Consider the following 22,863-nt stretch of genomic DNA (forward strand, 5'->3'; position numbering starts at 1 on the left):
CACCTCCCTCTGCGCGAGTGGGCCCGCAATCGGCGGCGGCTTCTACGGCGCGAACACCGCGCGCACGCAGCCGTCCGTCTTGTGCTTGAACATGTCGTAGCCGTGCGGCCCGTCCTCTAGCGAGAACCGGCTTGTGGCGAGGTAGGACGGGTTAGGATACTGTCGTTGCGACATCGGTCAGCCAAGGCTCGCAGGCTGCGATGCGTGAGAACGCAACAGTTCGATCATTGCGCGATTGAAAGCCGGGATGTCGTCCGGCTTGCGGCTGGTCACCAAGTTGCCGTCGACCACTGCCTCCTGATCGTGCCAGTCCACCCCGGCGTTCTCGAGGTCGGTCTGGAGCGACGGCCAAGAGGTCATCCTGCGGCCGCGCACCTTGCCGGTCTCGATCAGGGTCCAGGGCCCGTGACAGATCGAGGCGACGGGCTTGCCGGCATCGAGAAAGGCTTGCGCGAAAGCGATGGCATTCTCGTCCATTCGGAGATTGTCCGGATTGATGACGCCGCCGGGCAGGAGCAGCGCGTCGAAGTCCTCCGGTCGGGCGCCCTCGATCGGGACGTCGACCGGGTACTCGTCGCCCCACTCGGTGAACTTCCAGGCGCGGACGCGGTCCTGCTTGGGCGAGACGATGCTGGTCTCCGCGCCGGCCGCGTCGAGCGCCTCCCTGGGCTCGGTCATCTCGACCTGCTCAAAGCCGTCCGTGATCAGGATCGCCACCTTCATCCCGTCAAGAGTAACATCGCTCATGGCCGGGTCTCCTCGGGTCGTGGGCTCGTCTTGGCGTGGGCGGCCGCCGTCGACAGCGGGGCGGTCCCATCCTCGTAGGGGCGGAGCGCAGGGGGGCCGCGGAAGTCGTCGGGGATCTCGAACCCCTCGGCGCGCGCGGCACCGCGCATCGCCTGAACCGGCCGCGGGTAGCCGGTGCGGTCGCGGTAGTCCCGGATCGGCGCCGACCGGCGCTCGCGCTCCTCGCTCAGGGCGCGGGCGCAGTAAAGATCGACCGCCGTGATCCCCAGCAGCGAGACGAGCGCCACGGCGACGTTCCGGGCCCTCGGGTTGTCGCCCGACATCCCGGTCGCCGCGGTCGCGATGTCGAGCGCGTCGCCGCCGACCCGGCCCCAAATCCAGGGCGTCGGGTCGTCGGAGGTCAGGATGCCGATCCCGTTCACCACCTCCCGCACGCCGTAGGCGAAGACGATCGGCTCGTGCCCGTCCAGGCCGAGCGTGCGGGCGAGCCGGTGCGGGGCCGCGATCTCGGCGATGCCGAGCCCGATCGACAACCAGCCCAGGCCGCGCGCCAGCGCGTGATTGGACAGGTCGGGCCGGCTTTTCCCGTGGATGTCGAGGCGCATTCTATCAGCTCCAGGGCTTGAGGACGACTTTGACGCAGCCGTCCTGCTTGTCGCGGAACGTCCGGTACATCTCGGGGCCCCGATCCAGCGGGACCTCGTGGGTGATGACGAAGGACGGGTCGAGCTGGCCCTCCTCGATCCGGCGCAGGAGGTCGCCGGTCCAGCGGTTCACATGCGTCTGGCCCGTCCGGATCGTCAGGGCCTTGTTCATGATCATGCCCATCGGGAACTTGTCGATCAGCCCGCCGTAGACGCCCGGCACCGAGAGGGTCCCGGCCGGCCGGCAGACGTAGGCCATTTCGCGCAGCACGTGCGGCCGGTCGCTCTCCGCCATCACCGCCTGCTTCGCCCGGTCGTACGCCGCGGTGAGCGCGGTGGTCCCGTGCGCCTCCATGCCGACCGCGTCGATGCACTTCTCTGGGCCCTTGCCGCCCGTCATGTCGTTCAGCCGCTCGACCACGCTCTCCTTGGCAAGGTTGATCACGGTCGCCCCGCCGGCCTCCGCCATGCTGAGGCGCTCAGGCACGTCGTCGATCGCGACCACCTGCCTGGCGCCGAGGAGCACGGCGCTGCGTATGGTCATTTGGCCGACCGGCCCGCAGCCCCAGATCGCGACCGTGTCGGTCGGCTGGATGTCGGCCTGCACTGCCGCCTGCCAGCCGGTCGGCAGGATGTCGGAGAGGAACAGCACCTTCTCGTCGGGGATGCTCCCGGAAACCTTTACGTGCGTCGAGTCCGCGAACGGCACGCGCAAGTACTCGGCCTGGCCGCCCTGATAGCCGCCGGTCAGGTGTGTGTAGCCGAACAGGCCGGCCGTGGTATGTCCGAAGACCTTGTCGGCCACTTCCTTGTTGCGGTTGGTCATCTCACAAACCGAGTAGTTGCGACGTTGGCACTGGTCGCACTGACCGCAGGTGATCGTGAACGGTACGACGATGCGGTCGCCGACCTTGAGCTTGCCTCTCGCCTCGGCCCCGACCTCGACCACCTCGCCCATCGGCTCGTGGCCCATCACGTCGCCGTTCTCCATGCCGGGCATGAAGCCGTCGTAGAGGTGCAGGTCGGAGCCACAGATCGCCGTGCTCGTGATTCTCACGATCGCGTCGCGCGGGTGTTCGATCGCTGGATCGGGCACCGTGTCGCAGCGGATGTCCTTCGGGCCGTGCCAGACCAGCGCGCGCATGACGTTTCTCCTCAGGTCAAGTTCGGGTCGTCGATGCGACGCCGCCGTCGCCCCATTGAGCGTGGAAACGGGTCCCGCCGGGGATGACGTCTGGCCGCTTCCTCACCCGCCCATATCGGGCCAGGCCCGGAAGGGACCATCCGGGCTGATCCTTAGGGACTTTCCCGTACTCGGCCCTCGCAGCGCCGGCTCGGCAGTGTCGACAGGCACCCGACGCTCAGGGTCATCATTTCGCAGGCCGATTGCGCGCCCTGAGGCCAGTCGTTCCCGAACAACGTCACAAGGCCGAGGTCTCTCTGAAGATCGGCCGTCAGACAGACCCACTTCTTGATCAGAGCATATTCCGATCACTTCCGGCGCGAGCGGGGCGCGCCAATCCTCTGCGGCTCGATGCTGCCCCATTCGTAGAGCATGATGGCGGCAAGTTCACGCACGGGACTGTCCCACTCGCGCCGCAACGCGACGTAGTCGTCGGCGCCGGCTTCGCTATCAGCTCGCACTTGCAGGCCGGCGCGCGCGAGGCGCGCCAGAGCGTCGGTATAACGCTCGCGCCAGAGGGAAACCTCGTCCGCGGAGGGCTGGTGAGGCTGCGCGGCCGGAATGAGCTCGCGCATCAGCGACATCGCCGCCTCGAAGAGCTCGCCCATCGCCGGGGCCTCGATTTCGCGCGCGTAGCGATCGCGCTCGAGCGCGCTGCGCATCAGGGTCGCCGTATCGAGGGCGGTCAGCAGGATTCGCGGCAGCGCATAATATGGCTCGCGGTAGTGGAAGTAGCGCAGCACGGGATAGAACCGGTGCGTCTGGTGGATCTCTCGGAGGAACCCTGCCTTTGCCGAGAGGTGCTGGCGCGCCGCGGAGATTTCTGATCCATCCGCAATCCGGGCGAGAAGCTCAGCGGCGTCGTCCGTGTTCCCCGTCAGGTGGTGCAATCCCTGGGCGAATGCGTTGCGGCTGGTGAGGTTCGAGTAGACCGATAGGAAATAGGTGATCACCATGCTGAAGAAGGCGAAGCCCAACGCGGCCTCGGTGATCGTCAGCAGCCGGTAGAGGCCGGTTCTGGGCGACACGTCTCCGACGCCGAGCGTCGTTAGGTTGAACCCGCTGAAGTAGAAGGCCGTCGCCCAGCCGGTATCGGTGTGTCCGGAGGAGGCCTGCACGCCCGATCCGAGCGCCGGCTTGAAGATCATCGCCCAGCCGGCGACGAGCAGGACCAACCAGACGAACAGCGTCACCGTGATCAGGACCGGGCCGCTATAGGATAGCAGGTTGCGGCGGCGCTGGCCGGCGGTCATCCCGCCGATCAGCCTGAAGCCGTGCCAGACGCAGCTTGAGAGCGGCTTGCGGATCGGTCCGCGACCACTGGCGGGATAGAGCACGGTCAGGAAGACGTCGAGCAGCGTCACCAGCACAATGATCGCGCCGACCAGGGAGAGGATAGCCGCCATTGTCTGCCCGCTCGAATCCCGATCCCGAACCCCGGGAAGCCGGTCCCGTGCCCTTCCGGCTCCGCAGTCAAGCTCGCGGCTCCACGCCCGAACCGCCCCATCGCCACCGCTCCAGCGCCGGTTGGCTGCCAGCGTGCAGGTCCCGGCCAACGCCGGGCATCCGGTGGATCCCTACGTATCCCTGCGCTACTTTCCCACGCCGACTGATGTCGGGATACCTGCGGCAAGGGCGATCTGGAGCAATTCCGTCAGGTTGCTCGCGTTCAGGCGATGCATGACCTGCGCGCGGTGCAGCTCCACGGTGCGGGGGCTGATGCCGAGCTCCTGGCCGATCGTCTTGTTGGTCCCGCCCTCCACCAGGCCCAGGAGCACCTCGCGCTCGCGCTGCGTCAATCTGGCCAGCCGGGCACCGGCGTTTTCGCCGGATGTCGCCGGCCGCGCTGCGCCGTGACATTCCGCCATCGCGTTCGCGAGCGAAGAGCGGAGCGACTCCTCGTCAGTCACCGTGAGGTAGTCGACCGCCCCCGCCTTCATCGCAGCGACGGCCGACGCGATGTCGGCAGCCCGTGCATCGAGCGCGATGGTCGGCAGCGCGATCGAGCGCGCCTTGAGCTCGCGCGGGATGTTGACCCCCTCGCGCCTGGCGTTGCGGAGGTCGACCAGCACGCAACCCGGCGCGAGCACCGGGGCTATGTCCAGGAAGGCGGAGGCGCTATCGAAGGTCCGCGCCCGATAGCCGGCGGCGCGGACGAGGTCCGCCAGCCGCCGCGCCTCTGCAGCCCTGGCGCTGACGACGTAGACCTGGCGGCCGTCCTCCTGCGTCAGGTCCTCGGTGATGCCGCCGATCCGGGTCACTCGGTCATGCTCGTCGCGGATGGGAAAGCTCGTCTCGCGCAGCCACCGGATCGACCCGTCCGCCGGCCGGATGATCCGGTATTCGAACTGCGCAACCTCGCCAGCGCTGACGGTGCCAAGCGCGCGCTCGACCTGCTGGCGGTCGTCGGGGTGTATGGTGTCGATCCATTCTGCGAGGCTCGCGGGCGCCCCTTCGCATGGGATGCCCCAGATCCGCTCATAGGCGGCGCTGAGATAGATGATGCGGCCCGCGCCCGGATCGCCGATCCAGATCAGGGTGCTGCTGTGCTCGGCAAAGCTGCGGAATTGCGCCTCGCTCGCGCGGATCGCCGATTCGGCGCGACGCTGCGCCGTAACGTCGATCGCGGCGCCGATGAAGCCGACGGCGCGGCCATGCTCGAACCTCGTCCGGCCGTAGGTGGCGACATGACGGGTAACGCCGTCGTCGCGCCCGATCACCCGGTATTCAATGGTGTAGCTGCCGTCCCCGGCCGGATCGACGCATGCCGCGATGGCGTCCTGGACGCGCGCAAGATCGTCCGGGTGGATGCCCGCCTCGAAGACGGCGACATCGACAGGCGCGTCGGGCGGCAGGCCCCACATGGCGCGCAGCCGATCGTCCCAGTCGAATGCGCCGGTCACCGGATCCCACGCATAGATGCCGAGGCCGACCAGCTCGGTTGCGGCGCGCAGGCGCGCCTCGCTCTTCTTCAGCGCCTCCTCGACCCCACGGCGCTCGCTGGTGTCGCGGGACATGCCGACGACCAGTTCGACCGAGCCATCCTCGGCGCGGACCGGTCCCAGAAAGGCGAAATAGGCGCCGTAGCCCGTGGGACTGCGGTAGAGCACCTCGTCCTCCACCGTGATCCCGTCGCACAGGACGCGGTCGATATGGCCGTTGAGCCGATCCGCAAGCTCGGAGGGGTAGTCGAGGTCCGCCAAGGTCTTGCCCAGCATCTCCTCCGCAGCCAGGCCGAACAGCGCCAGCATGGCCCGATTGGCGTAGGCAAAGCGCCGCTTCGGATCGAAGGCGTAGACGAAATCGGGAATGGACGAGAGCGTCGCCTCGGCCGACTCGAACCTTGATGATGCGCTGTCCGACATGCCGGCCATCCGCCAGCACCTTGCCGGCACAGCGTCAACGGCTCCAACTTTGAACTGTTCCTTGGGTAGACACCTTGAACTGGGCGATGATAGTGCGAACTACATCGCTTTTGGTGAGCGCAATCAGAAGGTGCTCCGTATCCACCTCCGTGCGACGATGCTCAACGGCGTGACGCGCCGCGCTCTGTAGCAATTCCTTGGCGTGGTCGCTGATCCGCTCCTCGGCTTCCCCGCTCCGCCGGGCGCGATCGAGCGCTCGCGGTGCTGTCGGCTCGCTCAACCCGCCGCGCTCGCCGAAGGGCGACCTGCCGAGGAATTCATCGCCGAAGAATTTGTCGAAGAGGCCGCCGCGCCTGCCGAACAACGACTCCAGCGGCGAGCTCTGGCGCTGCTGTCGCGCCAGTCGAAGATAATCCGCCTCCCCAATGTCGAGAGTTCGCGTGTCGCCGTCCGCGGTCGAACGCTGCTCCGCGATCTGCCATGGCGGGGCACGAGGCGGAGCTGACGCTAGCCAGGCTGTTCAGGTCCTTTTCAGTTGAGTGGGGTTCCCAGCGAAGGGCGCTTACGGCGGCGTGTTCCGCTTGCGCCCTTTTCGGTCGAAGCAGGGCTTTAGCTGCGATGCTCAAAAGCGGCTATTTGAAGAAGCACCAGTCCTCGCTGCCCCCTATGCGATAGCGCGCGCGATCCGCTGCGCGCTTGAGCAGCCCGACGGCGTCGACATCAACGAGGTGATCGTGCTCCCGACAGCCGCCGGCATATCGGGCTACGGGTCAGTAGTGAGCGCCTGCCAAACTAGATTGGCTGGAGCGTTCCGCCCTGCCATTCTTCTACCATGACTTGCAGGCGCTAATGATTCATTAAATCCTGGGATTTCATCGCATTTTCAACGCAGTAAAAAGGCGACACCGAGTGGGCGGAGTCGGGCGTAGTAGGACAGCGTGGCGCACGTTTCGGCTGGTCCGCTCCTGACTCAGGGCGGACATTCGGCGAGTCTGTTTTCCGCTCCGTCGCTTAAGGAGATTGCAAGCAGCTAGGTGCTGGATGCCTCCTCCGTGCTCGGCTCCTCGCCCGGCTTGTAGCGCGGCTTGGGCTGCGGCAGCAGGAAAAAGGCGACGCACGCCAGTGCAATGGCGACCCCGACGCGCGGCGCCAGGACGGCGGCCGCAACGGCGGCGATCTGGATCAGCGTCGCAACGCCGTAGCGGCGCGTCATCTGCCGCAGGAAGTCGGGCGCGAGCCGCTCGTCCATCACCCGCCGGCCCGGCTTTGCGTAGAACCACTTGGCCATCCAGGTGCAGGCGATCAGGGCGAGGCCGGCCACCAGGGTCACCGATGCCGTGTCCTCGAAGCGCGTGCCGAGGTGGAAGCACCAGGCGCGGATCGGGTATGGGACGAGGCCCACGGCGAACAGGAACAGCAGGTTGATCGCGCCGAACCAATGATCGCTCCGGGCGTAGATGCGGCCCGAATAGCGGTGCTGCAACCAGTAGGCGCCGATCACGCCATAGCAGACGAGCAGGGCGAGATGCTCGCGCCACTGCTCGGCCATGGCCCGGGCGAGGTCGGTGTAGCCCTGCGGCCCCTGCGGGGATCCCGGGACTTTGATCTCGACGAACAGCAGGGTGAGGATGATTGCGAAAACTGCGTCGCTGAACCCCTCAAAGCGGCTGAGCCCGCGCTCCGCGCCCGCGGTCTTCACGTTCTTGACACGCGCCATCCGCTAATCTCCGGTACGCCTTTCACGGGGCCTACAGCATGGGAAGCCGGCGCGGCCGGGGGCCGAGCGGGAACGCCGCGTCGATCCGGGCAAGTTCGGCTTCCGTCAGCCGCAACGCGCCGGCGCCCGCGTTGTCGGCGGCGTGCTCGGGGCTGGACGCCTTGGGGATCGTGAACGAGGATGGCCTCCGCACGAGGAAGCGGAGCGCCACCTGGCGCGCGGTCGCGCCGTGGTTTCCTGCGATGTCCTCCAATACGCGGCCGCCGGGCGTGCGCGGGCCGGGGAAGCTGCCGTGGCCGAATGGGCTGTAGGCGACGGTGGCGACGCCGTGCGCCTCGCACCAGGGGAGCACGGCGTGCTCGATCGCGCGTTCTTCCAGGTGGTAGAGGACCTGATTGCAGGCGATCCGGCCCTCGCCTCCGGCTTTCCAGGCGGCATCGAGATCGGGCACGTCGAAGTTGCTCACCCCCCAAGACAGGATCTTGCCCTGTTCGCGGAGCCTCTCGAAGCCGGCGAAGGTGTCCTCGAGCGGGTGCGGACCGGGCCAGTGCAGGAGGTAGCAGTCCAGCCTGTCGGTGCCGAGGCGGGCGAGCGAGCGCTCGCATGCCGCCACGGTCCCGGCACGCGTGGCGTTGCTGGGAAGGACCTTGGAGACGAGGAAGACCTCGTCGCGCCGCCCGGCAATCGCCTCGCCGACCACGCTCTCGGCGTCGCCGTACATCTCGGCGGTGTCGAGGTGGGTCATGCCAAGGTCGAGGCCGCGGCGCAGGGCGGCGACCGCGGTGGGCCGGTGCGCGTCGTCGATGTACCAGGTTCCCTGGCCGATGACGGAGACCTCGCGTCCACTGGAACCAAATCGTCGAAGTTGCATGTTTGCTTTCGCCGAATCTTCCTGTCGGCTCATACCGTTTCGTGGGCTCAGCGGGGCAGCTTGGCTGCGAGCACGTCGATCCGCTCGATAAGCGGATCGCCGATGAAGAGCTCAGGCACCTTCTCCTTCAGGCCCGCGGCGATCCGCCCGTCGAGGTGCGCCTCCCGCCCCGTCTCGTCCGGGAAGGCGTCGAAGATGCCGAACGTCGAGCGGCCGATTCGGAGCGCGAACCACACCGTCGTCTGCGGCTCCGCCTGCGCCATCGCGAGCGCGTCCCGCAGGAACTGCTCCGCGTCAGTCTCTCGTCCTGGCCGCGCCTCGACCACCACGTAAAGCGCCTTGGTCACCATGGCTTGCGCCCCTTTCAGTGTCCGGCGGATGACGTGCCGGCGCGAAGGCGCGCCGGCTGCGAAGTCCCAGGCCTATTTTTGGGCCGGAGCCGCTCCGATGGAACCGGTGGGCAGGTCCTCGGCCGGTGGGCGGAAGCTCCACAGCTGCGTCTCCAGCTGCGGCGGGCTATCCGGCTTGAACCAAGCCATGTCCATGATCCGCGACGCGGTGACGTAAATCTGTCCGTCAGGACCTTCGCTGAACGTGTCCGGCCAGCGGAGCCGATCGTCCTGAAGCAGCGTGGTGACGCTCTCGCCGTCCCAGAGCTTGATGGCGTCCTCTTCGAGGGCGGAGAGATAGATGCGACCGGCCTCGTCTTTCCAAAGCCCGTCCGTGACGACCGTCTTTCCTTCACTCTGTGCTGCCGCCGCGACCTCCTCCGCCGAAGCGTCCGGGTTCTTGAGAACCTCTGTCGCTATCGAAAAGAGCGTGCGTCCCGTCAGCGCCTTCCAGTACAGTGTCGCTCCGTCCTCGGAGAGCTCGATGCTGTCAGCGGCGAATTCCACGCCGCGTCCATCGGGACGGCGGACAGGCACCCCGCGGTGGGTCACCACCACGTCCTTTTCGGGCTGCGTGGACGGGTGGCCGTCAAGCAGTCGCCTGGCCTCGCCGCTCTCCAGGTCGACGACGATCAAGGCTCCCCGCGCACCGGAATCGGTGATGTAGGCATGTCTGCCGTCCGGGCTGAACCGCACGTCGTTGAGATATGTGCCCTGCGGAGCGGCTTGCAGGTCGAAGGCGATCGTCTGGACCACGGCGTTCGAGGCGAGGTCGATTTTCACCAGCTTTGGGCCGCCGGGAATCAGGAAGGTTGCGGCCGGCGCCGCCGGATCGAGCACCCACAGGCTGCCGCGGCCATCGGCGACGACGCTCTGGAGGCAGACCCAATGATCCTCCGGGGTCATCTCGTTCTTCCTGGCGTTACGCCAGGCGTTCCATTCCTTATCGGGATATGGCCTGATCTCCCCGTCGACCACCTCGGCGACTGAAACGGGACTGTCTTCCGTCCAGCGCGGGAAGTTGACGAAGATGCGTCCATTCTCGGAGAGCGTGACGCCGGTTACCTGATGATCGAACGTAGCCACATCCTCGAGCTCCGCAAGAGTCCCGCCCCCCGCCGCGGGTTCAGGAGAGTTCTGCGCCGACGCCGCTCCGGCAAAGGCCAGCTGGCCGGCGATGATTGCGGTTCGCAGGCTTATACTGGTCCGAGGCAAATGCAGCATGGCCTTCTCCCGATCGCTATCTGGCGGCGTCGCGCAGTTCCGGCGGGAACATCGGCTTCGAGCAAGGGCGGTCCATGCGGAGCCTTCCTAAGGAATGATCCGTAGCGGCGTGGGTAGAGGGGGAGCGGTTCGGGCGAGCGCCAGCCCACTCACCGGCCGAACAGCCGGGACGGCTGATCTCCATGGCTACTCCGGCGCGGGCGGCGGCCATCAAAAGCTGATCGGGCGATTTCGGTGGGCCCCAGTCCGGAATGGCAATGGGATTCCGCCAAGTCCGAAGCGAGCGGCCCGATGCGCAGCATGCGTCCGTCCTGCGCCCGCTTGGGCAACAATGCGGCGGATCTCTCGCTCGATCAGCGAGCTCTGATATGCCGTTAGCTCGATAACCCCGCCGTTCATCTATGCCTCCTCTGGGAAATATCGTGTAGTAAATGTGATCGGAACTCATCAATTCGGTTGGTTTGCCGCTTTCATCTCGCAGCTCACCGTATTCCAGCATGCTATGGGTGCGGCTGCGTGGGCTGGCGTCGCCGTTCAATGCGTCGGCCAATGTCTGCCGCGTGCTGCGGCTGACTCTGCTCGCGCCTGACATTGCCGAGAGAATTCTGGATGGGCGGCAGCTGGAGGCGGCCACGCTACCGGCGCTGATGAAGGGCTTTCCGATAGAGTGGGACAGGCAACCTTGAGCGGGACAGACTCGAAACCGGCTTGACGGTTTAGGTCGTGTGCGTTCCCATTGGCGGGATCTACTGTATCCGAGAAAATGGCCATAAATGCTACTGCCGCGCAAATAGGCGGACACTTGGCCGAGATGTTGGGAAACAGGCCGTTTCCTTGGCAGGAGCGGCTTGGCTCAGCCTTTATGGCCGGGGAAATTCCGGTCGGGTTGGATATTCCAACCGGTTTGGGAAAGACCAAGATCATCGCCATATGGCTGACGGCCCTGGCCTCTGGGGCGGCTGTGCCGCGACGACTGATTTATGTCGTAGATCGCCGCGCGGTAGTCGATCAGGCTACAGCAGAGGCCGAAGACACGGCCGCTATTTTCCGGAATGAGTTCGGCGCCGATATCACCATATCGACACTTCGCGGCCAGCACGTCGATTCCGGCGAGTGGCGTGAGGATCCTTCGCGGCCTGCGATCGTCGTCGGCACGGTTGACATGATCGGGTCGCGCCTGCTGTTCGAAGGTTACGGAATCTCGCGCCGGATGCGGCCGCTCCACGCGGGATTGCTCGGGGTTGACTCGCTGGTGGTGCTGGACGAGGCGCATCTGGTGCCGCCTTTTCAGGCGCTGATGGAGACGATTTCGGTCGATCCGACGCTGGCGGGGAGACAGCCGCTGCCGGTGCCCCGCCTCCGGCTGATGTCGCTGTCGGCGACGCAGTCCCCAGGGGCGGAGGCTACGTTCCGGATCGGCGAGGACGACCGCAGGCACCCGGAGGTCGAACGCCGCCTTGGCGCGGCGAAGCTGTTGTCCGTCAGCGACGTTCAGGCGAGCAAGACCAAAGGGGAGCGCCAGGAGCTCGACCCCGCCGTTCTGGCCGAGGCGCTGGCGGGGCAGGCGACCGCCATCGCCGATGGCCTCGACGGTCCGGCGCGGATCTTGGTCTACTGCGACGGCCGCGCAGTCGCCGAGAGGGTCGCGGACCACCTGAGTGAGCGCCAGCCTATCCTGTTCACGGGTGCGCGGCGCGTTCACGAGCGGCAGCGTGCAGCGGACGAGTTGCGCAGCGCCGGCTTCATGGCCGGCGCCGAGCCGCCGGAGGCGACGCGGTTCCTGATCGCCACCTCGGCCGGCGAGGTCGGGGTCGACCTGGACGCTGACCACGCCATTATGGACCTGGTGCCGTGGGAACGCATGGTCCAGCGGCTGGGGCGCGTGAACCGGCGCGGCCGGGGCTCGGCGCTCGTTCGGGTGGTCGATCCAGGCCTGGCGAACTCGCCCTCCGGGGCACGGCTCGATTCGGTGCGACGGCTGCTCAGGCGGCTGCCGCCGACGGGTGGCGCCGTGCAGGCGGGGCCGGGGGCGCTGGGCGAACTGGCGGCGCGCGAACCCGATCTGGTGCGCGAGGCGACGACGCCGGAACCGCTCCGGCCCGCTCTGTCGCGCCCGCTGGTCGATGCCTGGGCGCTGACCGGCCTTCCCCAGCACACGGGCCGCCCCGAGGTCGATCCCTGGCTGCGCGGCTGGGTCGAGGTCGAGCCGCAGACGCGGATCGTCTGGCGCGAACACCTGCCACGGCGGGCCGCCGATCCGGCCGTGCAGGTCGCCGAGGTCGAGGCTTTCTTCGCCCACGCCCGGCCGCACCTCTCCGAAATGCTGGAAACCGAAACGTACCGGGCGACGGACTGGCTCTATGCCCGCGCCAAGGCGTTCCGGGGGTCGGACACCGGCGCAGAGCGGGAGAAGCGAGACAAGCAGGAGATCGTGTTCCTGCTCGACCCCGACGGCGGACTACACGCACGTCTGACGCTCGGGACGCTGGCGCTCTGGGCAGGCAGAAAGATCGACCGGCAGGCCCAGCGCGAGCGCGACGCATTCGAACATGCACTCGCGGGCCGGACGCTGGTGGTCGACGCGGCGCTGGGCGGGCTCGATGCCGCCGGGCTCCTCAAGAACGACCAGAACGAGGCGCCGAGCGTGGCCGACGGCGCAGGGGGATGGCCAGAGGTCGGCTTCACGATCCAACAAAGCCGGCCGGGGGACCAGTACGCAGGCGCGGCATACCGTTTCGTGACGCGCTTCTCAGCCGAGGGCGATCCGGAGACTCTGCTCGACATCTTCTTGCAGAGGGAGCGTCAGGACACCGACATCGACGCGCCGTCGCGCGCCGCACGCGACGTGCCCCTGGCGGAGCACGCGAGCGCGGTCGAGGCCGAGGTCCGGCGGATCGCCGGGCGGCTGGGCCTGGAGCCGCGCTGGGTCGAGCTGCTGGCGGCCGCCGCCCGGCTGCACGACCACGGCAAGGCGGCGCCGGTCTGGCAGGAAGCGATGAACGCGCCACGCGCTGGGCGGCCCTATGCGAAAACGCGCGGCGGCGGCAACCCGACTGCGCTCGGCCGCTATCGGCACGAGTTCGGGTCGCTGTTTGCTGCGCAGAGCGACCCGGCTGTGCAGGCGATGAACCCGGACGACCGCGACCTGCTGCTGCATCTCATTGCCGCCCATCACGGCAATGCGCGGCCCACAATATGGGTGGAGAACTGCCCCGAGGGGCCGCCGACGGCCATGGCGGCGGCGGGGCTGGAGGTGGCGCTCCGCTTCGCGCGCCTCCAGACGCGGTGGGGGCCTTGGGGCCTCGCCTGGTGGGAGTCGCTGCTGCGGGCCGCCGACCAGACCGTCTCGAAGGAGGCCGGCTGATGGCCGAGGCGGCGATCCCGGTCGACCTCACCAACCCGGGCCAGGTGTTCGCCTGCCTCGGTCTGGTCGAGGCGGCGGAAATTCTCCTCGGCAACGCCGAGGCCGCCTTCGACTGGCGCGACGGAGCCACCACCTTCCGCCTTCGCGCCCGCGGGGAACCGAACCCCGTCGTCGAGGTGATCCGGTTCTTGGTGGAGGCGGAGGTTGTTCCCATCGCCCCGGAAGGCGCCGATGGCCCGTGGCCGGAAGAAGCCGAAAGGAGTCGTATCTTTCCGGCCAGGATTGCCGACCTGCGGAAGTCAGACGGGAAGGGATTGACTGGAAACGCTCTCCCTGCGGTCCTGCGCGGCTCCGGGCGGGAGCTACGGCTTTTCCATTGGCTCGACGGCTCAGGTCTGGAGACCTTCAAGCTGTTCGCGGGCAATCAAGTCGGCTGGCAGATAGCTGAGATGCTTTTGAGCTATGAAAAAGCCGGTGTGAGCCGGAAGGGTGTTCGCCAGCTCTGGCGAGATGAAGCAGACCATCTGATTTGCGACCCCTTCGGAGTGGCTGATCCGCAATCGGCTGGCGTTGTCCCGATAGACAAGGGAAAGTTCGGATTTGACGCTCGGGGAGCGTGGGACGCTGTCCGCGTTGGGGCATCTCTGGACGCCCAAAGCGTACCCTTAAACATTTCTCCCGTCGTCGAACTCCTCGCCGCGATCGGGCTAGGATTTGCACGGCCGGCACTTGGACCGGAGTCCCAAGTCTACTACTCGGCTTGGAACATCGTCCTCCCCGCCAGCCTTTGCCGCGTCGTGCTTGCACAACCTGAATCGATATTGGTGAGTGGCACTTACTGTCGGTTCCGCACGCACATGGGGGATGACAAGTACTACAAGAAATTTTTCTTCGCCGATATGGAGTGAGCCGATGCCATACAACCCGACGCCTGCCGAGATCGACGCCTGGACCGAAGACGGCACGCAGGCGCCCGTCGCGATCTGCCTGCGCGAGCGGCTGATGCCGGTCGAGGGCCACGGGGCCCCCATCTTCCCCGCGACCTATGCAGGGATCGGCTACAACATCGACGAGCTGGCCGACGGCACGAAGGTCGCATCCCTCGACAGTGTCGGCTCGCAGGCGAACCGGATCGAGCCCATTTTCAAAGAGCCGAAATATGCCGGACTCGTACCCAAGGTCGAGATCACCTATGGCAACGAGAAGCGCGTGTCGATCCTCGAGGCCGGCCACCGGCTGGGCGACGCGGTCGTCCGCTGCACCGAACTGGCCGAACCGGTGAGATCGGCCTTCGAGGCGTTTCTCGTCCATGAAGGCAATGCCACCCGGATCGCCAAACTCGCGCCGACCTCGCTGGTCTTCGGCGTCTGGGACAGCCGCGACACGCAGGCCAAGCTGCCGCGGCTGGTGCAGTCTGTGATCCGCGCATGGGACGTCAGCCCGCTGACGCGCTCGGCGCAGTATAATCCGCCACTCGATTACGCCGGCCTCGACGTGTTCTCCGAGGCCGAGCGCGAGAAGCAGGAGGGCAAGCCAGGCTCGCAGCTGGCCGAGCGCGGCTATGTACATGTCCCTGCCGTCGGGACGCATGGCGGCATCGTCGCGCGCGGCGAGATCCGGCGCGACGTGACCGTCAACCTGGTCGCGCTGCGCCGGCTCAGGGGCGACGATACCGCGGCGCTGCGGCAGTATGTGCTCGGGCTCGCTCTGGTCGCGGCGACGGCGCCGCAGGACGGCTTCCTGCGCGCCGGCTGCCAGCTGGTGCTCGACCCCGATGCAGGGCGAACGCTGGAGCTGGTGAAGCGGGACGGGACGCGCCGGCCGCTCGAGCTGTCGCACGACCAGGCGCTCACCTACGCGCGCGAGGCGGCAGGGCGGTTCGGCGTCGGCCCCGACCGGGCGGTGGCGTTCGACAAGGACCGGGCGAAGAAGGACGCGGTCGCCGGCAAGAAGGTGAAGGCCTGAATCCGTGGCCGGCGCGCTCGTCATCCGCGTCCGGTTTCACGAGGGCCGGTATCACGGTTCGGGCGGTTGGCCGCCGGCGCCGGCGCGCCTGTATCAGGCGTTGGTCGCAGGTGTCGCAGCAGGGGGCCGACTCGCGGAGGCGAACCGCGAGGCGCTCGCATGGCTGGAGCTCCAGGACCCGCCGGTTGTCCTGGCGCCGCCGGCGACGCCCGGTCAGGGTTTCAACACATACGTCCCGAACAATGACCTCGACGCGGTGCCGGACATCGAGACGGTTGCCGGCAACCCGGCCGGCTACATCAGGCGCAAGGATGGGTGGGCGATCGCGGCCAGCACCATCAGGGCCGGCAAGACCGTCCGTCCCTGGTTGTTCAACGCCGAACGCCCGCTTGTCTATCTCTGGTTGGATGTCACCGACGAGCCGGAGCGCGCGCGGCTGCCCGCCATCGCTCTTGGGCTCTACCAGCTCGGGCGCGGCATCGACCCGGCCTGGGCCGAGGCGGCGCTGATTTCGTCCGCCGAGGCGGAAGCGCTGATCGCCGAGCATGACGGGCGCGCGCTCCGGCCGGGGGCCGCCGGACCCGAGGGGGTCGCCGTGCCGGAGCGTGGCAGCCTTGCCAGCCTCGAGGCGCGGCACGCCGCCTTCCTCGGTCGCTTTCGCCAGGTCGGAACGGGGCGCAGCGCGCGGACAAGCTTCACGAACCCGCCGAAGCCGCGTTTCCGGCAGGTCCGCTACGACGCGCCGCCGCGGCAGCTGCTTTTCGATCTCCGCTGGCCGGACGGGCGTTTCCACGCTGTCCCCCCCGCCCGGGCCGGCCAGCTGGTTCGGCACCTGATCGAGCTGGCGGCCGGCCGGCTGAAACCGGCTCTTCCGGCGAGAGAGGGAGAGATCGAGCGCTTCCTCGTCGGGCGCGGCGCCGGAGCCGCCGACCTGCAGCGGCGCGTCCGCGTCTTCGCACTTCCGACGCTGCGGGCCCATGTCGACCGCGCCATCCGCCGTGTCGCCATCGAGATCCCGGCCCACTGTCCGCTGGACTGGCGCGATATCGCCTGGGCGTTCTCCGGCTTGTCGCCGCTGGTGCGCGAACCCGACGCTGAGGCGGGCGCGCCAATATTGATCGAGGCCGAAGACCGGTCGATGCTCGACCGCTACTGTCGGGCCGACCGGCTCTGGCGCTCCGAGACCCCGCTGGCGCTCCCCGCCGGGCGTCGGCGCATTGACCCTGCCCGTCGCGAGCCTAAGCCCGGCGTCGAGCGGCTGCGCGAGGATTATGCCGCCGCAGCGGCTGTGTTGACGGCGCTTCGCCAGGCCGGGATCGGGGAGCGGTCGCTTTCGATCCGCGTTCAGCGCGAGCCCTTCGCCGCACAGGGCGCGTGGGCGGAGGCCTTCGCCGAGGGCACACGGTTTTCGAAGACCGCCCTATGGCATGTCGAGCTCGGTTTCGCCGCAACGGTCAAAGGTCCGCTCATCCTGGGCGACGGCCGGTTCTGCGGTCTCGGTCTGATGCGCCCTGCCGAGCGGCCGCCCGGCGCCTACGCCTTCGCGCTGCCCCGCGCGTTCGACGCCAGGGATGCTGCGGCGCTCGCCTGCGCGCTGCGCCGTGCCGTCATGGCGCGCGTACGCGACGAGATCGGCAACCGCGAGCTGCCGGCATGGTTCACGGGACATGCCCCAGACGGTGAGCCGCTGCGCGACGGCACCCATCGTCATCTCGCCTTCGCCGTCGATCCGGAAGGCCGTCGCCTGCTCGTCATCCCGCCGCACCTCGTCGGCCGCACTTGCCCGAGCGGGGAGGATAGAAGCCAGCTCCGGCAACTGGAACGGGCGCTCGTCGGCCTTTCCCTGCTGCGCGCTGGCCGCCTCGGCGCGCTGGAGCTTCTCCCGGTCGCGATCGCCGATGAGGACCCGCTGTTCGCTCCGGCGCGGATCTGGCGGAGTGTCACCGCATACCAGCCGACGCGGCACGCCAAGCGCGACCACGAAGCCGCAATCATCGACGACATCCGCGCCGAGGCCGCCCGCCGCGGCCTGCCGCGTCCCGACATTCTCGCGCTGGAGATCGAGCCCGGTCCACGCGGCGGCTTGTCCGTGCGTGCCGGCCTGAGATTCGCCCGCGCAGTTGCCGGACCGGTGCTGCTCGGCCGCACGCTGCACAAGGGCGGCGGCCTGTTCGTCGGTGAACGGGAGAGGACGTAAAGGGGGGAGCGCCACGTCCGAGAGCCAGACCGAGCTGCCCTTGTCGCGCCGCCGGCGGCGGCGGACGAAATGCTGGTGCCGGCGCGGATGGTGAACGAGTGGGTATACTGCCCGCGTCTCGCCGTTCTGGAGTGGGGCTATGGCGAGTGGACCGGAAACGCCGATACCGCCACCGGCCGGCGGGCGCACCGCGCTAGCGAAACCGGACGCGCCCCCGCGCTTCCCGCACCGGACGCGCTGGAGAACGAGAAGAGCCTGAAAACACGACGGCTGCTGCTCTCCGCCGAGCGGCTGGGCCTGACCGCCGAAATCGACATCGTGGAGACGGAGGACGGCGCCGTCACGCCGGTCGACGTCAAGGCCGGCAGGCGCCCGCATGTTGCCGAGGGCGTGGCAGAAATCAGTTCGCGGGCGAAGGCGAGGCGGCGCTTCTCATCCGCCGCAGCAGAATACTGGGCGGTACGAATGGCGGCGCTCCTCGGCTTCTCGCCCGTTTCCTCCTTGGAGAAAGTCCCGTCTATCCACACGACGTGCCGAGGTGAGCGATGCTGCCGCGCCGGTCGAATGCAGAGCATGCTTATGTTGTTGCCTACGACATCTCGGATCCGAAGCGCTGGCGGCGGGTATTCAAGCTAATGAAGGGCTACGGACGGTGGCTGCAGCTCTCGATCTTCCACTGCCGGCTGGAGGGCGGGCGGCGGGTCGAGATGGCGGCTGCGCTCGAGCGGACGATCGATCCTGCGGCGGATCACGTCGTCATCCTTGATCTCGGCCCGGCCGAGGACGTCGAGCTCGCCGTCGAGAGCCTCGGCAAGACCTTCCAGGCGATCGAGCGCCGGGCGGTGGTAATCTGAGACAAATCGACTCCACCCGCGGTTGCTGTGAATGGCCGCAACGGCTAACCTGCGAGGGCAATCGAGGGGTATGGTGATTGCGTCTTTGCCGGCAGCGCTCGCAGCCTGCCAAGTTGTTGTTTCTGCTCTGCGCTCTTTGACATTGCCGAAGGAATCGGGCGAGGTGGGCATGCTTCGGGTGCCGGCATTTGCCAGTGCTCGCATGGCAGCCCTAAGCTTGTCCGCCTGCGTCAGAATTTCCGGCGGGGGTCTTTCCCGGGCCATCAGCCCGGGCCTCATTGAAGCGACTGGACCGTCAACATCCCCGGCCTGCTCGGGCTCTTCGGGTCTTTCCCGGGCCATCAGCCCGGGCCTCATTGAAGCACCGGTACGCTCGGCGCCGAGATCGCGGACACGCTGCTCGTCTTTCCCGGGCCATCAGCCCGGGGCTCATTGAAGCATGCGCAACGCCATGCGCGCGAACAGGGGAAAGTACCTGCGTCTTTCCCGGGCCATCGGCCCGGGCCTCATTGAAGCGGGGGGAAGGTGGCCGGCCGCAGCTTCGGGCGAGCGGCGTCTTTCCCGGGCCATCGGCCCGGGCCTCATTGAAGGATGCTCCGATTTGGATGGTGCAGTGTGCGTCTATTGGGGGAGTCTTTCCCGGGCCATCAGCCCGGGCCTCATTGAAGCTCGTAGGTCAGCTCGACCGAGAAGCTGGCCGGCTTGTCTTTCCCGGGCCATCAGCCCGGGCCTCATTGAAGCATCGGCACGACCGGGATGCGAAAATCCCAGCCATTGGTCTTTCCCGGGCCATCAGCCCGGGCCTCATTGAAGCAGCCTGATCGTGACCGGGCTGTTCGGAGGCGAGTCGAGTCTTTCCCGGGCCATCAGCCCGGGCCTCATTGAAGCACCGGGGAGGCCTCGATCAACAGGAATTCCGGCGAGGTCGTCTTTCCCGGGCCATCAGCCCGGGCCTCATTGAAGCGACTGGACCGCCAGCTGGGCGCCAGCCGACACGATGCCGGCGGTCCTTCCCGGGCCATCAGCCCGGGCCTCATTGAAGCGCGCCGATCGCCATGTCGCGGCGGATGGGATTCCGGTCCGGTCTTTCCCGGGCCATCAGCCCGGGCCTCATTGAAGCCGCGCGCATAGCGCGCAGCAAAACCCTCGACGTCGTCCAGGTAGTCTTTCCCGGGCCATCAGCCCGGGCCTCATTGAAGCAGCGCGAAGCGGAAGGTGATGCCGTCCTCGCCGTCCTTGTCTTTCCCGGGCCATCAGCCCGGGCCTCATTGAAGCGACCTTGCGGACCGCATAGAGCGCTGTCGTGTGGTACGTCTTTCCCGGGCCATCGGCCCGGGCCTCATTGAAGCTTCACGCAATGGGGCGAGTGGGCGCCGGCGCATTTCGGGTCTTTCCCGGGCCATCAGCCCGGGCCTCATTGAAGCATCAGCCCCTCGGCGAGCGGAAGATTGGCCTGCCTGGTCTTTCCCCCGCCATCAGCCCGGGCCTCATTGAAGCCAGGCTTGAACGGCACGTACATCTGCGCGGACGTCTCGTCTTTCCCGGGCCATCAGCCCGGGCCTCATTGAAGCGAGCAGATGATCGAGTACGGCGGCATCGTGCTCACCGGCATGTCTTTCCCGGGCCATCAGCCCGGGCCTCATTGAAGCTGCGGCGTGACGCGCACGAGGCGGACGCCCTTGCCAAGAATGATGCGTCTTTCCCGGGCCATCAGCCCGGGCCTCATTGAAGCACGATGAAGGCCTGCCCCTTGCGCGCGGCCTCGAGGACGTGGTCTTTCCCGGGCAATCAGCCCGGGCCTCATTGAAGCTACGGCGTCATCATTGACGGCGGCGTGAACAACTTGGCGTGTCTTTCCCGGGCCATCAGCCCGGGCCTCATTGAAGCTACAAGGCGGCGGTGCAGGCCTTCTCGCAGAACCCGCGGTCTTTCCCGGGCCATCAGCCCGGGCCTCATTGAAGCTTCAGGGCCGGCATTCCGTTCTTCGGCGGGCTTCCGGGTCTTTCCCGGGCCATCAGCCCGGGCCTCATTGAAGCATGGCATTCGCGGTCGCCCGCAACCCGAATCCTGCGCGTCTTTCCCCGGCCATCGGCCCGGGCCTCATTGAAGCGTCGTCGCCCCGGATTGCGGCGAGAGCCCGAGCACCTTGTCTTTCCCGGGCCATCAGCCCGGGCCTCATTGAAGCTTGCCGATCCGCCGGTGGATCTGGCCGTAGCCCTCGCGGTCTTTCCCGGGCCATCAGCCCGGGCCTCATTGAAGCCTCCAGCCGCGCTCTGTGGCACGCTTCAGGAGCGAGTGGTCTTTCCCGGGCCATCAGCCCGGGCCTCATTGAAGCTTCAGGATAAGCGTGGCCAGCCCGATCCCGTCTCGCGTCTTTCCCGGGCCATCAGCCCGGGCCTCATTGAAGCACCTCGACGCCACGACGAGCCGCCTCCGCCTCGAGCTCCGCGTCTTTCCCGGGCCCTCAGCCCGGGCCTCATTGAAGCGCTGCCGTCGGTGGCGGCCACGGTGACCGGCGTGTACTGTCTTTCCCGGGCCATCGGCCCGGGCCTCATTGAAGCCGGTTCGTCGAGATGACGAGGTTCGCCTGCGGATAGGTGTCTTTCCCGGGCCATCGGCCCGGGCCTCATAGAAGCGACGTCCTGACGTTCAGTGCCGTGCGTAACAACGAGGTCTTTCCCGGGCCATCGGCCCGGGCCTCATTGAAGCATGCTCGCATTGTGGACCGGACAACGGCAGGGCGACCCTTTCGCCGGGCCATCAGCCCGGGCCTCATTGAAGCGAGGTCACGTCCTACGCGCAGATGCGCGAGGTGCCGCCGTCTTTCCCGGGCCATCAGCCCGGGCCTCATTGAAGCCGGCACGCCGCGCTGGAGAGCGCATGAGCACGTCGCGTCTTTCCCGGGCCATCGGCCCGGGCCTCATTGAAGCAGCGCGAGATAGGCGCTCTCCGGGAAGATGCGGGCTTGTCTTTCCCGGGCCATCGGCCCGGGCCTCATTGAAGCGCCGTCACGCTCGAGGTGCTGCTTCGCAACGAGTTTCTGTTTCCCGGGCCATCGGCCCGGGCCTCATTGAAGCTTCGAGCTCGGCTATCCGCAGGAGTGGCAGCCGACCACGTGTTTCCCGGGCAACCAGCCGGGGCCCACTGCAAGCTTGTCGGCGCCGCAAGGTACATTCTGCCCAAAGTTCGGGCCCAGGCCCGCTCGGATAAGCGAGATTCGATGCAACGAATTAACGCGCTGTGGATGAGAAAAAGTGCCGAATACCACTGGCTTGCGAGAGTGGTACAGAAGCAGCCAAGGCACGAGGTCAGGAGAATATCGGCCCGGAGAGAATGCTCTCGGGCCTCCTGGCGCCGAGGCCAGTGCTCGGCCACTCCCGCATAACCCTCGAAAACAACGGGAAAATCCGGGCGCAGCCGGATGGGGAGAACGCTTTCGCGAGGGAAAGTGGCGGAGGGAGAGGGATTCGAACCCTCGATACGGTTTCCCGTATACACGCGTTCCAGGCGTGCGCCTTCGACCACTCGGCCACCCCTCCGGCCGGCGGCCCGAGCCGCGGCGTGGCGCTCATGTATCGTCCGATCCGCCGCTTCGCAAGGCAGGAGCACGCTTGTCCCCGCCTGGGGGACGGCCGGGGTCGCGCTTCTCCTCCGCGCGATCGGGAACACCGCCTTCACCTCGCGCGATCGGGAACGCCTCCTTCTCCTTCGCGCGATCGGGAACACCCGCGCCGCGTGAAGGTCACGGGGGGCGGCGTCCGTTCGACAGGGTAAGCCGGCAGGTGAATTGCGTGCCCGCGGCCGGTGCACTATCTCCCGGCGATGGTCCGCTTCATCGCCCGCCTGATCGGCGTCTGGCTTGTGGCCGCAGCGCTCGTCGCGGCGGTCGTCGACGCCGCCAAGGCGATCGCCGCCTCGGCCCTCGTCGCCACGCCGCTCGGCCAGGTCTGGTTCGAGGTGGCGCCGGAGAGCCTCGCGGCGGCCCAGGAGGCGGTTGCGGTCAGGCTCGGGGCGCCCTGGCTCTGGCAGGCGATCACGGCCTGGATCCTGTCCGCGCCCGCATGGCTCGTCTTCGTCCTCCTCGGCGCGCTCCTGCTTCGCCTCGGCCGCCCGCGCCGGCGCCGCGGCGTCGCGGAAGAGGACGAGCTCTACGTCTGATCCCGGAGGAGACTGCGACGTTCCTGTTCGACGGACCGGCCAGGAAGATGCAGATCCCGAGCCCGGCCGGCGGCTATTGCCGGCTTGCCGGCACCGGCGTGAGCTGCCCCGGATCCGCGGCGGCGGCGCGCCGGCCGCCAGGCGGACCGACCGTCACCCCTGCCCGGGCCGCGGCTGCGGCCGCG

At 67.7% G+C, this 22,863-nt stretch carries 18 protein-coding genes, 1 tRNA gene and 1 CRISPR repeat array; of the genes, 7 read left to right on the plus strand and 12 right to left on the minus strand.

The annotated features are described in order from the left end of the window. Positions 1–42: 42 nt before the first annotated feature. The 11 genes from E4O86_RS23740 to E4O86_RS02625 all read right to left on the minus strand — a co-directional run bounded on the left by E4O86_RS23740 (position 43) and on the right by E4O86_RS02625 (position 10,140). Positions 43–174, minus strand: coding sequence for a hypothetical protein (locus tag E4O86_RS23740; protein ID WP_281351526.1), 132 nt, complete (start codon positions 172–174; stop codon positions 43–45). A 3-nt stretch (positions 175–177) separates the two neighbouring features. Further along, on the minus strand, positions 178–723 hold the full coding sequence (locus tag E4O86_RS02575) for a type 1 glutamine amidotransferase domain-containing protein (protein WP_425500106.1): 546 nt from the start codon (positions 721–723) through the stop codon (positions 178–180). A gap of 20 nt (positions 724–743) precedes the next feature. Beyond that, a complete protein-coding gene (locus tag E4O86_RS02580; RefSeq protein WP_161138960.1) occupies positions 744–1,352 on the minus strand; it encodes a cyclase dehydrase in 609 nt (202 codons plus the stop codon). 4 nt (positions 1,353–1,356) lie between these two features. After that, the gene (locus E4O86_RS02585) at positions 1,357–2,535 is read right to left on the minus strand and encodes a zinc-dependent alcohol dehydrogenase (RefSeq protein ID WP_161138961.1); all 1,179 of its coding nucleotides are present in this window, start codon (positions 2,533–2,535) and stop codon (positions 1,357–1,359) included. 347 nt (positions 2,536–2,882) lie between these two features. Next, the gene (locus E4O86_RS02590; protein WP_161138962.1) at positions 2,883–3,980 is read right to left on the minus strand and encodes a potassium channel family protein; all 1,098 of its coding nucleotides are present in this window, start codon (positions 3,978–3,980) and stop codon (positions 2,883–2,885) included. A 186-nt stretch (positions 3,981–4,166) separates the two neighbouring features. Beyond that, complete coding sequence (locus E4O86_RS02595; protein WP_161138963.1) at positions 4,167–5,939, minus strand: PAS domain S-box protein; 1,773 nt, start codon at positions 5,937–5,939, stop codon at positions 4,167–4,169. A gap of 34 nt (positions 5,940–5,973) precedes the next feature. Beyond that, entirely contained in the window at positions 5,974–6,303 is a 330-nt protein-coding gene (locus E4O86_RS02600; protein ID WP_161138964.1) for a Clp protease N-terminal domain-containing protein, read from the minus strand. A gap of 666 nt (positions 6,304–6,969) precedes the next feature. After that, complete coding sequence (locus E4O86_RS02610; protein WP_161138965.1) at positions 6,970–7,656, minus strand: TMEM175 family protein; 687 nt, start codon at positions 7,654–7,656, stop codon at positions 6,970–6,972. Between the two features lie 31 nt (positions 7,657–7,687). Next, on the minus strand, positions 7,688–8,527 hold the full coding sequence (locus tag E4O86_RS02615) for an aldo/keto reductase (protein WP_161138966.1): 840 nt from the start codon (positions 8,525–8,527) through the stop codon (positions 7,688–7,690). 47 nt (positions 8,528–8,574) lie between these two features. Continuing rightward, positions 8,575–8,877: a putative quinol monooxygenase gene (locus E4O86_RS02620; protein WP_161138967.1), complete on the minus strand. Its 303-nt coding sequence runs from the start codon at positions 8,875–8,877 to the stop codon at positions 8,575–8,577. Between the two features lie 72 nt (positions 8,878–8,949). Then, positions 8,950–10,140, minus strand: a complete 1,191-nt coding sequence (locus tag E4O86_RS02625; RefSeq protein WP_161138968.1) for an L-dopachrome tautomerase-related protein — start codon at positions 10,138–10,140, stop codon at positions 8,950–8,952. An 811-nt stretch (positions 10,141–10,951) separates the two neighbouring features. On the opposite strand from E4O86_RS02625, the gene cas3g reads away from it, so the two are divergent. From cas3g to E4O86_RS02655, 6 genes are all read left to right on the plus strand, one after another. Further along, on the plus strand, positions 10,952–13,504 hold the full coding sequence (gene cas3g / locus E4O86_RS02630; protein ID WP_246206142.1) for a type I-G CRISPR-associated helicase/endonuclease Cas3g: 2,553 nt from the start codon (positions 10,952–10,954) through the stop codon (positions 13,502–13,504). After that, complete coding sequence (gene cas8g2 / locus E4O86_RS02635) at positions 13,504–14,412, plus strand: type I-G CRISPR-associated protein Cas8g2 (RefSeq protein WP_161138970.1); 909 nt, start codon at positions 13,504–13,506, stop codon at positions 14,410–14,412. The genes cas3g and cas8g2 overlap by 1 nt, the downstream gene beginning before the upstream one ends. 4 nt (positions 14,413–14,416) lie before the next feature. Next, a complete protein-coding gene (gene cas7g / locus E4O86_RS02640; protein ID WP_161138971.1) occupies positions 14,417–15,469 on the plus strand; it encodes a type I-G CRISPR-associated RAMP protein Csb1/Cas7g in 1,053 nt (350 codons plus the stop codon). A 4-nt stretch (positions 15,470–15,473) separates the two neighbouring features. After that, positions 15,474–17,666 carry a type I-G CRISPR-associated protein Csb2 gene (gene csb2, locus E4O86_RS02645; protein ID WP_161138972.1) on the plus strand — a complete coding sequence of 731 codons (2,193 nt, stop codon included), beginning with the start codon at positions 15,474–15,476 and terminating at the stop codon, positions 17,664–17,666. A gap of 69 nt (positions 17,667–17,735) precedes the next feature. Next, positions 17,736–18,302, plus strand: a complete 567-nt coding sequence (locus E4O86_RS23115) for a CRISPR-associated protein Cas4 (RefSeq protein WP_205520651.1) — start codon at positions 17,736–17,738, stop codon at positions 18,300–18,302. Continuing rightward, positions 18,302–18,520, plus strand: coding sequence for a CRISPR-associated endonuclease Cas2 (locus E4O86_RS02655; protein WP_246206128.1), 219 nt, complete (start codon positions 18,302–18,304; stop codon positions 18,518–18,520). Before E4O86_RS23115 ends, E4O86_RS02655 begins: the two co-directional genes overlap by 1 nt. Before the next feature lie 248 nt (positions 18,521–18,768). Continuing rightward, positions 18,769–21,597: direct repeats of the CRISPR family, unit length 37 nt; unit sequence GTCTTTCCCGGGCCATCAGCCCGGGCCTCATTGAAGC. Between the two features lie 372 nt (positions 21,598–21,969). On the opposite strand, the gene E4O86_RS02660 is transcribed toward E4O86_RS02655, so the two are convergent. After that, positions 21,970–22,059 (minus strand) — tRNA-Ser (locus E4O86_RS02660). A gap of 265 nt (positions 22,060–22,324) precedes the next feature. On the opposite strand from E4O86_RS02660, the gene E4O86_RS02665 reads away from it, so the two are divergent. Further along, positions 22,325–22,678 carry a hypothetical protein gene (locus E4O86_RS02665; RefSeq protein WP_205520648.1) on the plus strand — a complete coding sequence of 118 codons (354 nt, stop codon included), beginning with the start codon at positions 22,325–22,327 and terminating at the stop codon, positions 22,676–22,678. The last annotated feature ends 185 nt before the right edge of the window (positions 22,679–22,863 follow it).

The sequence above is a fragment of the Propylenella binzhouense genome, from assembly GCF_009866965.1.
In the GTDB taxonomy this organism is placed as follows: domain Bacteria; phylum Pseudomonadota; class Alphaproteobacteria; order Rhizobiales; family Afifellaceae; genus Propylenella; species Propylenella binzhouense.